Here is a 12,157-nt window from a genome sequence, read left to right on the forward strand (position 1 = left end):
CTCAATTGCTGTTCGGGAGTGCGATCAGGGCCGCTGCGGCTTCCCGGAAGCGGGATGCGACCCGTCGCACGGTTTCGGTGCGGTGCAGGTTGGTGCTGTGGTGCCATTCGACGAGGAGCTCTCCCTCGCCGGTGCGCTCGATCTCCAGGTGCAGCGCGTACGGGCGAACACCTCCGCTGGTGCTCTCGCCGCACAGGTCACCCGGTAGTTCGTCGACGATGAGGCCCCTGACCTCGTCGTCGCTCACGGCGTCAAGCGCCGCGGCCGTCAGCCTTTGCCCCGTATTTCGATGGTCAGACGGTCGCATCGCGGTGCCGGCCACACGTCCCTGTACTGGCTGTACCGGGGCGTGGGGCCGGTGCCGCGAGGCGGCCTGCTGAGCGTCGGAAGACGCGGCGAAGGTTGACGGCCGCGGCGCTGGTCCGCCCGTGAAGTTGATGTTGATCTGACGGTCGGGGGCGGCTCGCAGACGACGCACGTCCGCGTCCTCGACCGTCAGGTGGCGCAGCGCGCCGTACCCGACTCCGTGGCGTGGCACGGACTTGAGGCTCTCCCTTGCCGCGGCGACGACTCCGGCGCCGTCGGTCAGGTCGTCGTGCCGGAGCACCAGCGGGTGCACCGAGGTGAACCAGCCGACCGTGCGGGACAGGTCGGTGCCCGGTGCCACGCTCTCGCGGCCGTGGTGTTCGAGGTCGACGACGACGGTGTCGGTGCCGGCCCACTCCCCCAGCGTCTGGTGCAGCGCGGCCAGGACCACGTCGAGCACCTGGGCGTTGGGCAGGTCTCCGGCTTCGAGCGCGACCTCGACGACAGCCGCCGAGTCCTCGGTGTTGGCGCCGGTGGCGTCGACCGGCAGCGTGAAGGGCGTCTCCGCCTTCTCGAGCCAGTACGGCAGTTCGGCGCGGACCTCGTCGCTGCCCGCGAAGGTGTTCACGGACTCGGCCCACCTGCGGAACGACGTGGTCTTCGGCGGCAGTTCCTCGCCCTGGTAGGCCGCGTCGAGGTCATCCAGCAGGACGTTCCACGACACGCCGTCGACCACCAGGTGGTGCACGACGAGGCCGAGCCACGCCGGTTCGTCGCCGCGGTCGAACAGCACCGCCGCGACCAGGGGGCCGTTCTCGAGGTCCAGGGAGCGTTGCAGCGCGTCCATGTTGTGCTCGACATCGCCCTGCACCACCGAGAACGCTGCCGCCTCACCCGGTTCGACGACGTGCTGGTGCCAGCCGTCGGGGCCGTGGTGCAGGCGGGTGCGCAGGGCGTCGTGGTGGGTGACGAGGGTGGTGAGGGCGGCGGCGAGCCTGTCGGCGTCGACGTCCGGTTCCAGCTCGAAGAGTCCCGACCAGTTCCAGTGGTTCCGGTCGTCGATGGTGGCTCCGGTGAACCACCGCTGGATGGGCGTGAGCGGCACCGGTCCGGTGGCCGGGCCCTCGTCGATCACGGCGGGAGCCGTTGCGACGGCGGCGAGTTCGGCGACCGTCTGGTGGGTGAACAGGTCCGCGACCGCGAGGCCGAGGCCCGCGGCACGGGCCCGTGCCACCACCTGCAGGCTGGCGATCGAGTCGCCGCCCAGGTCGAAGAAGTTGTCGTGCACGCCGACCCGGTCGGCTCCGAGCAGTTTCGCCCAGATGCCGGCCAGCGCCTGTTCCTGTTCGGTGCGCGGGGCGACGTACGCGCCGTCCGCCTCCGGTGCGGCCGGTTCGGGCAGGGCACGGCGGTCGAGCTTGCCGTTGGCGGTCAACGGAAGCGCGTCGAGCGTCACGAACGCCGACGGCACCAGGTGGTCGGGCAGCCGCTCACGCAGGAACGTGCGCAGCTCTGCCGTTTCGGCATCGGTGACCACGTACGCCACCAGGCGCTTGCCCGTCCCCGATGCCGTGGCCACGACGGCGGTGGCCCGCACGTCCTCGTGGGTCGCCAGCAGTGCCTCGACCTCGCCCGGCTCGACCCGGAAGCCCCGGATCTTGACCTGGTCGTCGGCGCGGCCGAGGAACTCCAGCGTGCCGTCGGCACGCCAGCGGGCCCGGTCTCCTGTGCGGTACAGGCGTTCGCCCGCCTTCGCGGGGTCGGGCACGAACCGTTCCGCGGTGAGGTCCGCGCGGCCGACGTAGCCGCGGGCCACGCCGGGACCGCCGACGAACAGCTCGCCCGCGACACCGGCCGGGAGCACCTGGAGCCACGAGTCGAGCACGTACGCCCGCATGCCCGCGAACGGCCTGCCGATCGGCACCTGCGTGGTGACGCCGTTGAGGGTGTGGACGGTGCACGTCATGGTCGTCTCGGTCGGACCGTAGGCGTTCACGATCCGCAGGTCCGGCCGGCGTTCGCGGGCCGTGCGGGCGTGCTGGGCCTGCAGTGCGTCACCGCCGACGACGAGCAGCCGCAGGCCGTCGAGCACGTCGGGCGAGGTCTCCACCAGCTGGTGGAAGAGGCCCGTGGTGAGCAGCGAGGCCGTGATGCCGTTGTCGCGCAGGAACTTGCCGACGTCCATCCGTTCGGCGATGTCCGCCGGGCCGACGACGAGGGTGGCGCCGTTGAGCAGCGCCAGCCAGATCTCGAACGCGCCGGTGTCGAAGGCGATGCCCGCGAGGTGCGACACGACGTCGCCCGCCTCGACGCGCACGGCCGGGTCGGTGCAGACCCTGGCCACGCCCTCGTGGGTCAGCGACACGCCCTTGGGCACACCGGTCGACCCGGACGTGAACAGCACGTACAGCTCGCTGTCCGGTCCGCCGGCGACCGGCAGCGGTCCCTTGGCCTCCGGCAGGTCGAGCACGCCTGCACCGGTCGCCGGGCTCACGTCGAGCACGCGCACCCGAGGGATGTCCAGCGGCCACTCCCCTGCCGTGACCACGACTCCGACACCTGCCGTGCCGATCATCTGGGCGAGGCGGGCCGTGGTCTGCACCGGGTCCAGCGGGACGTAGCTGCCGCCCGCGCCGATCACGCCGAGCATGGCGATGATCAGCTCGGGACCGCGGTCCAGGTGCAGGCCGACACGGGTGCCCGTGCCGACGCCGTTGTCCCGCAACCACTGCGCCACACCCGAGGCCCTGCGGTCGAGCTGGGCGTAGGTGAGGTCGACGCCGTCCCGCAGCGCGATCCGGTCCGGGTGGGCCGCCACCTGACGTCCGAACAGCGCGGCCAGGTGCGCCTCGGGCAGCGCGCGGGGCTCGGAGGAGCTCCACTCCAGCACCTCGGCGCGCTGTCCGGCGTCGAGCAGCGCGATCTCCCGCACCGGCGTGCCGGGCGTCTCCGCGACCGTGGTGAGGATGCGTTCGAGCTGGTCCAGCAAGGCCTCGACGGTGGCGGCGTCGAACGCGCCGGTCGAGTACTCGCACAGCAGGGCAAGCTGGCCGTCGACGTCCACCACGAGCTTCAGCGGGTAACGGCCCTGTTCGAGCATCGCGGGCGAGTCGAACTCGTCCCCGTCGTCGCCCTCGTCGCCGTCGTCCAGGCCGCTGGGCAGGTTCTGGACCGCGACGATGCTCTCGAACAGCCTCGGCACGCCCGCGACCCGCTGGATGTCGACCAACGGGGAGTGCTCGAACCGTTGGGCGGCAACCTGTCCTTCTTGGACGGTCCGCAGCCACTGCTCGAACGGCGTGCGATCGGCCGGAACCTTGATCCGCACTGGCAGCGTGTTGATGAACAGACCGACGATCGATTCCACGCCCGGCAGCGCCGCCGGACGTCCCGACACGGTGAGGCCGAAGACGACGTCGTCGTCCCCGCTGTGCGAGGCCAGCAGCAGTGCCCACGCCGCCTGCACGACGGCGCTGATCGTGACGTGTTCGCGCCGCGCCAGCCCTTCCAGCGCGAGGGCGACGGTCTCGGGCAGTTCGCGGTGGTGCCTGCCCTGGTCCCAGTGCAGCCGCGAGGTGCGGTCGACGGGCAGTGCCGTCGGCGAGGTGAAGCCGTCGAGGTACTCGCGCCAGAAGTCGTCGGCGGCGGGCTGCTCCCGCAGCCACGCGATGTAGTCGCGGTACGGGCGCACCGGCGGCAGCGACTCGCGCCGGTACGCCGCCAGCACCTCGTCCCAGACGAGCGGGATGCTCCAGCCGTCGAGGTACAGGTGGTGGAACGTGAACACGACCCACTGCCGGTCGCCCCGGTCGGCCACGTACACCCGCAGCAACGGCGCGGTCGTGACGTCGAACCCGCGCCGCTGGTCGGCGTCGAGCAGGTCGTCGAGCGCCGCGTGCGGGTCGGTCACCGACGTCCAGTCGAGCACCTCGAACGGCACGTCGACCTCGCCGACCACGACCTGCAACGGCTCCTCGACGCCCTCCCACACGAACGCGCTGCGCAGTGCGGGATGCCGTCCGACGACGGTCCGCCAGGCGTCCTCGAGCGCCGCCACGTCGAGCGGCCCGCGCAGTTCGCGCACGTCCTGCGCCCAGTACACCGCGGTGTCCGCGGGCGCCTCCAGGACGTGGAACAGCATGCCCTGCTGCATGGGCGACAACGGGTAGGCGTCCACGGCACCCGGCACCCGCGCCTTGAGCGGTTCGAGGTCGGCCAGCGGCGTCGCGCTGACCTGCGAGTCGGCGGCGACCCCGGTGTGGGCGGCGATCTGCTGGATCGTCTGGTGCGTGAACAGGTCGGCGATCTTCAGCTCCAGGCCGGCTTCCCGCGCCCTGGCCACGACCTGGAGGCTGATGATCGAGTCGCCGCCCAGTTCGAAGTAGTTGTCGTGCACGCCGACCCGTTCGACACCGAGCACCTGCGACCACACCGCGGCAAGGGCGCGTTCGACGTCGGTGCTGGGCGCCACGCTCGTGGACTCCGGAGCCTCGGGTAGCGGCAACGCCTTCTTGTCGAGCTTCCCGTTGGAGTTCAACGGCAACTCGTCGAGCGCCACGACGGCCGAGGGCACCAGGAACTCCGGCAACCGCTCGGAGAGGTAGCTCTTCAGCTCCGCCGCGCCGGCCGTGCCCACGACGTAGGCGACGAGCCTCTTGCCCTGCTGCAGCTCACGAACGACCACAGCGGCGTTGGAGACCCCGGGATGTCCGGCGAGCACGTGCTCGACCTCACCCGGCTCCACCCGGAACCCGCGGATCTTGACCTGGTCGTCGGTGCGGCCCACGAAGTCGACAGCGCCGTCCGCACCCCACCGCACCAGGTCACCGGTGCGGTACATGCGGGCACCGGGCGAGGACGGGTCCGGAACGAACCTCTCGGCGGCCAGGTCGGCACGCCCCGCGTAGCCACGGGCCAGGCCGGTGCCGCCGATGTACAGCTCTCCCGGCACGCCGACGGGCGTGGGCCGCAACCACTGGTCCAGCACGGAGAAGCGCAGACCCCGCAACGCCTCGCCGATGGGCACGGTCGCCGGTCCGAGCCGTCCGGTGTGCATGTCGTGGAACGACGCGTACACGGTGGACTCGGTCGGGCCGTACATGTTGAAGATTCCGACGGCCGGGTTGGCGTCGAGCACCTTGCGGGCCTGCACGGGCGACATGCCCTCGCCGCCCGCGAGCACCTTGCGGTGCCCCGAGAACACACCGGGGTCGGTGTCCGCCAGCTGGTGGAACAGACCGGTGGTCATGAACGACAACGTGACGCCGTGCTCGGTGTAGAGCTTGGCGACGTCCAGGCGTTCGGCCAGGTTCGCGGGGGCCACGGCCAGGGTGGCGCCGCTCAGCAACGCCGTCCAGATCTCCCACGTGGAGGCGTCGAACGACACCACGGCCATGTGCGCCACGACGTCGCCGGGCCTGGCGGCGACCGCGGGGTCGAGGACGACCCGCAGCACACCTTCCTCGGTGACCTCGACGCCCTTGGGGACGCCGGTCGAGCCCGACGTGAACATGGTGTAGACCAGACGCCCCGGCACGGCAGCGAGTTCGGGCTGCTCGCCGGGCACGGCACCGAGTTCGGCCGGGTCAACCGGCGCGGCGATGTCCGCCAGGTCGACCACACCGAGGCGCGGTGCGTCGAGCGCGTAGTCGCCCCGCGACACCACCAGCTCCACCCCGGCAGCCGTCTGCACGTCGCGCAGCCGGCCGTGCGGCAACGCCGGGTCGAGCGGCACGTACGTCCCGCCCGCCTGCGCCACGGCCAGGATCGCGACCACGAGGTCGGCCGACCGTTCGAACCACAGGCCGACACGGGTCTCGTCCCGCACACCGGCGGCGCGCAGTCCGGAGGCCACCCGAGCGACGCGATGCCCGAGTTCGGCGTACGTCAGCTCCGAAGCACCGTCCCGCACCGCGACCTGATCGCCGAACTCGTCCACAGCGCGATGGAACCGCGAGGCCAGCCCGATGAACTCCTCGTCCACCCCGGGCCCCGCACCCCACCCCGTCACCGGCGCGGGCGTCATCTCCCGCACCACGGCGAGAGGCCGGCGGGCGGCCGCGGTGAGCACCTCCGCGAGCTGCCCGAGCAGTCGCTCCACAGTGGACGCGTCGAACGCGCCGGTGGAGAAGTTGGCCTCCACCTTCAGGGTCGCCTCGAGGTCGACCGCGAGGATGATCGGGTAGTGCATCTGCTCGACCGAGTCGGTCGAGGCGAACAGCTCGTCCGGGTCCTCCTCGCCCTCCTCCGGCGCCTCGCCCTGCGGGTAGTTGCCGAAGACGAGCATGCTGTCGAACAGGCCGCCGGTGGCGACGCGCTGGACGTCGGCGAGCGGCGTGTGCTCGTGCCGCTGCACGGCGACCTGGTTCTCCTGCAACGAGCCGAGCCAGTCGGCGAACGACGTCTCCCAGGCCACGCGCACCCGCACCGGCAGGGTGTTGATGAACAGGCCGACGATCGACTCGACGCCGGGCAGGTCGGCCGGGCGGCCGGACACGGTCAGGCCGAACACGACGTCGTCCTCGCCCGAGTAGGCGGCCAGCAGCACGGACCACGCGGCCTGCACGACCGTCGACAGCGTGACCCGCTGGTCGCGTGCCAGCGAGACCAGCTGCGCCGTGACGTCGCGGGGCAGCGCCAGTTCGCGGCGGTCCTGCGACCAGTGCTCGCGCACCACGCGATCGACCGGCAGCGGGGTCGGCGAGTCGAACCCGGCGAGGTACTCGCGCCAGAACGCCTCGGCCTCGGCGGAGTCGCGCCTGCTCAGCCACGCGATGAAGTCGCGGTAGGGACGCACCGGCGGCAGCGGTTCGCCCTGGTACGCGGCCGTGACCTCGTCCCACAGCAGCGGGATGCTCCACCCGTCGGCGTAGAGGTGGTGGAACGCCAGCAGGATCCAGTGGCGGTCGCGGCCCCGGGCGACGACGATCCGCAGCAACGGCGCGACGGCCAGGTCGCAGCCGCGGGCGCGGTCCTCGGCCAGCAGCGCGTCGACCGCGGCGTCGGGATCGGTTACCGAGGTCCAGTCGCGCACCTCGAACGGCACCCGGACGCCGTCCACGACGACCTGGAGCGGCTCGCCCGACCACACGAAACCGGTGCGCAGCGCAGGATGCCGGTCGAGCACGAGCTGCCACGCGGCACGCATGGCCTCAACGTCGAGCTCGCCGGTCAGCTCGCGCACGTCCTGCGTCCAGTAGACGCCGCTGTCCGGCGACTCGACGGCGTGGAAGAGCATGCCCTGCTGCAACGGCGACAACGGGTAGACGTCGGCCAGTCCGGGCGTGCGAGCGACCAGTTCGTCCAAAGAGGACTGAGAAAGCGCGGCCAGCGGCACATCGGACGGCGTCAGGCCGGAAACACCTGACCGGCAGTGGTCGACGATCTCGCCCAAAGCGGCCACGTAAGCGGAAGCGAGCTCGGAGACGGTCGAACGCTCGTGGAGGTTGGTGCTGTACTGCAGTTCCACGGCCAGGGTCCCGTCGGCGGCCTGGACCACCTCGACGCCGAGCACGTGCGAGCGCAGGCCGCCGTCGCCCTCGGCGGGACCGCAGAGGTCCTCGGAGAGCTCCTGGGCGAACAGGCCGTCCGACTCCTCGACGGCGTCGGCACCACCGAGGTAGTTGAAGACGACCGGGCGCGCCGGCGCGTCGCGGAGCTCCGGGTCCCGCTCGCGCAGCACGGTGTAGCCGACACCGCGGCGCGGTACGGCCCGCAGCTGTTCCTTGACCGCCTTGATGACACCCGCGGTGTCACCGAGGTCGTCGTGCCGCAGCCCGACGGGGTGGATGGCGGTGAACCAGCCGACCGTGCGGCTCAGGTCGAGGCCGTCGGCGATCGGCTCGCGGCCGTGGCTCTCCAGGTCGATCGCGGCGGCGCCGGTTCCGGTCCACCGGCCGAGTGCCTGCAGCAGAGCGGCGAGGAGCAGTTCGTGGCCCTGGGTGCGGTAGGCGCGGTGGGCCTGGGTGAGCAGCACGGACGTGCGTTCCGCGTCGAGGGAGACGCGCACGGACTCGGTCGAGTCCTCCGTGTTGGGGCCGTCGAGGTCGGTGGGCACCGGCGTGGTCGTCCGCACGACGTCGCGCCACCACGCCAGCTCGTCCTGCGGGTCGAACACCTCCAGCGCGGCGGCCCACTCCTGATACGAGGTGGTCTTGGGCGGCAGGGCGGCGCCGGAGTACGCGGTCTCCAGGTCCTCCAGCAGGACGTTCCACGACACCGCGTCCACGACGTAGTGGTGCACGGTGAGACCGAACCACGCCGGCCTGTCTCCGCGGTCGACGTACACGGCCCGCAGCAACGGTCCGTCGGTCAGGCTCAACGAGGTCTGCGCGGTCGTCATGGCCGCGGTGACGGCCTCCTCCAGCGCGGCACCGTCGAGGGCGGCCGCGTCGAGCACGGTCACCAGGTCGGTGGTCTCGGCGGCGGCGTTCTCCTGGGCCCCCTCGCCCAGGCGCAACCGCAGGGCGTCGTGGTGCGCGACCACGGTGCCGAGCGCGGCCCGCATGGTGCGCGCGGTCGTGTCCGGCTCCAGCTCGAACATGCCGGACCAGTTGAAGTGGTCGCGCTGCGGCAGGTCCTCGCGCAGGAACCAGCTCTGGATGGGCGTGAACGCCACGGGCCCGCTGACGGTGCCCTGGTCGGCCGTGGGCTCCTCGGCCGTGCTGACGCGGGCCGCGAGCTCCTGCACGGTCTGGTGCGTGAAGAGGTCCGCGATCTCCAGCCGCAGACCGGCGGCACGGGCGCGCGAGACGATCTGGAGGCTGACGATCGAGTCGCCGCCCAGCTCGAAGAAGTTGTCGTGCACGCCGACGCGTTCGACGCCGAGCACCTGCGTCCACACCTCGGCGAGCGTGCGCTCGGCCTCCGTGCTGGGCGCCTCGTACGCGGTCGTGGCCTCAGGCGCACCGGGGTCGGGCAGCGCGCGCACGTCGAGCTTTCCGTTGGGGTTCAACGGCAACTCGGGCAGCGGCACGACGGCCGACGGCACCAGGAACTCGGGCAGGCGTTCGGCGAGGAAGCGCCGCAGGTCCGCAGGCTCGGTGGAGCTCACGACGTACGCGATCAGGCGCTTGTCGTTCACGACCACGGCGGCGTTGGCGACGTCCGGGTGGCCGGCGAGCACGTGCTCGACCTCACCCGGTTCGACGCGGAAGCCGCGGATCTTGACCTGGTCGTCGGTGCGGCCGACGAAGTCGACAACGCCGTCCGCACCCCAGCGCACCAGGTCGCCGGTGCGGTACATGCGAGCGCCCGGCACGTACGGGTCGGCGACGAACCGCTCGGCGGCCAGGTCGGCACGGCCCGCGTACCCGCGCGCCAGGCCGGTGCCACCGATGTACAGCTCGCCCGGCACGCCGACCGGGGCCGGCTGCAGCCAGCGGTCCAGCACGTAGAAGCGCAGGCCCCGCAACGCCGTTCCGATCGGGACGGACGACGGGCCGAGCCGACCGGTGTGCATGTCGTGGAACGACGCGTACACGGTGGACTCGGTCGGGCCGTACATGTTGAAGATTCCGACGGCCGGGTTCGCGTCGAGCACCTTGCGCGCCTGGACGGGCGACATCGCCTCGCCGCCGGCGAGCACCAGGCGGTGTCCGGAGAACACGGCCGGATCGGTGTCCGCCAGCTGGTGGAACAGACCGGTGGTCATGAACGACAACGTGACGCCGTGCCGGGCGAAGAGCTTGGCGACGTCCAGCCGTTCGGCCAGGTTCGCCGGAGCGACGGCCAGGGTGGCGCCGCTCAGCAACGCCGTCCAGATCTCCCACGTGGAGGCGTCGAACGACACCGCGGCCATGTGCGCGACCACGTCACCGGGCCGTGCCGCGACCGCCGGGTCGAGCACGACCCGCACGACACCTTCCTCGGTGATCTCCACGCCCTTGGGCACACCCGTCGAGCCCGAGGTGAACATCGTGTAGATCAGGCGCTGCGGCAGACCGGTGATCTCCGGCCACTCGGCGGGAGAGGTCAGCAGCTCCGCGAACTCGACGACGCGCGGACCGTCCAGCGCGTAGTCGCCGCGGGACACGACCAGCTCGACACCGGCAGCGGTCTGCACGTCCCGCAACCGGCCGTGCGGCAACGCGGGATCAAGCGGCACATAGGTTCCACCCGCCTGCGCCACGGCCAGGATCGCGACCACGAGGTCAGCGGAGCGTTCGAACCAAAGTCCGACACGGGTCTCCTCACCGACCCCGGCGGCGCGCAGGCCGGACGCCACCCGCGCCACCCGCTCGCCCAGCTCGGCGTAGGTCAACTCCGAGTCGCCGTCACGCACGGCCACCCGGTCGGAGAAGTCGCGGACCGCCAGGCGGAACCGCTCGGCCGGACCGGCGTACGGCTCGTCGTGCGCGGGACCGGCCTCCCAGCCGGTCGCCGGCGTTGCGGTCATCTCACGCACGAGCCGGTCGGGAGCGGCCACGGCGGCGGCCAGCACGGCCTGCAGCTGGTCGAGCAGCCGGTCGACCGAGGTCTCGTCGAACGCACCGGTCGAGAACTCGGCCTCGATCTTGAGCGTGTCCTCCAGGTCGACCGCGAAGGCGATCGGGTAGTTCACCTGCTCGATGGAGTCGAGCGCGCCGAAGCGGTCCTCGTCGTCGCCCTCCTCGTCCTCTTCGGACAGAAGTGCCTGCGGGTAGTTGCCGAACACGACGATGCTGTCGAAGACACCGCTGCCCCGCGGCAGTTCCGACCAGCGCTTGATGTCCGACAGCGCGGTGAACTCGTAGCGCTGCACCGCGACCTGGTTGGCCTGGAGCTCTCCCAGCCAGTCGGAGAAGGAGCGCTCCCACGAGATGCGCACCCGCACCGGCAGCGTGTTGATGAAGACGCCCACCATCGACTCGACACCGGGCAGGTCGGCCGGGCGGCCGGACACGGTGAGGCCGTAGACGACCTCGTCGTCACCGGAGTAGGCGGACAGCAGGAGCGCCCACGCGGCCTGGATGACCGTCGACGGCGTGACGCGCTTGCGCCGGGCCAGGTCCATGATCCCGGTCGTCAGCTGCTCGGACAGCTCGGCGCGGCGGCGGCCCTGGGCCCAGTGGTCGCGGACCGAGTGGTCGACGGGCAACGCCGTCGGGGCGTCGAAGCCGGCCAGGTAGTCGCGCCAGAACGCCTCGGCCTCGGCGCGGTCGCGCTTGCCCAGCCAGGCGATGAAGTCGCGGTAGGGGCGGACGGGTTCGAGGTCGGGGGTCGTGCCGCGGCAGAAGGCGTCGTAGGTCGCGCCGACCTCTTCGAGGACGACGGGAACGCTCCAGCCGTCGCACAGTCCTGAGTAGAGGGCCCAGACCATGCGGTGGTGACTGGTGCCGTCGTTGATGACGTGCACGCGCATGAGGGGCGGTTTGGTCAGATCGAAGCCCTGGGCGCGGTCGCGGGAGAGCAACTCGTCGAGTGCGGCCTGCTGGTCGGTCACGCCGGTCCAGTCGTGCACCTCGAAGGGCACCTGGACGTCGCTCATGACGACCTGGAGCGGCTCGGGCACGCCCTCCCACACGAAACCGGTGCGCAGCACGGCGTGGCGGTCGACCACCGACACCCAAGCGCGGCGCATGGCGTCGAGGTCGAGCACCCCGTCGAACTCGTAGAGCCCCTGCGCCCAGTAGACGCCCTTGTCCGATTGCGCCTCCAGGACGTGGAAAAGCATGCCCTGCTGAACAGGCGCCAACGGATACATATCTTCGATCACAGATCCGGCCCTCCCCTGACTTACTTTTTACACAACCGTCATTTAAGGGGTCAAGCCATTCCCGCTGACCAGTCATAAGACATTCGCATGAGGGTCATTCACCGCATCCATGAATCATTAAAACGGCATGCCGAATAGAAGCGATCATCACCGTTG

General features: G+C 71.3%; 1 protein-coding gene. It reads right to left on the bottom strand.

Annotated elements, in window-relative coordinates:
- Position 1 precedes the first annotated feature (1 nt).
- On the bottom strand, positions 2-11,989 hold the full coding sequence (locus tag IE307_RS17350) for a non-ribosomal peptide synthetase (RefSeq protein ID WP_268250380.1): 11,988 nt from the start codon (positions 11,987-11,989) through the stop codon (positions 2-4).
- Between the last annotated feature and the right edge of the window lie 168 nt (positions 11,990-12,157).

Origin of the sequence: Lentzea cavernae, assembly GCF_014653695.1 — a bacterium.
In the GTDB taxonomy this organism is placed as follows: Bacteria; Actinomycetota; Actinomycetes; order Mycobacteriales; family Pseudonocardiaceae; genus Lentzea; species Lentzea cavernae.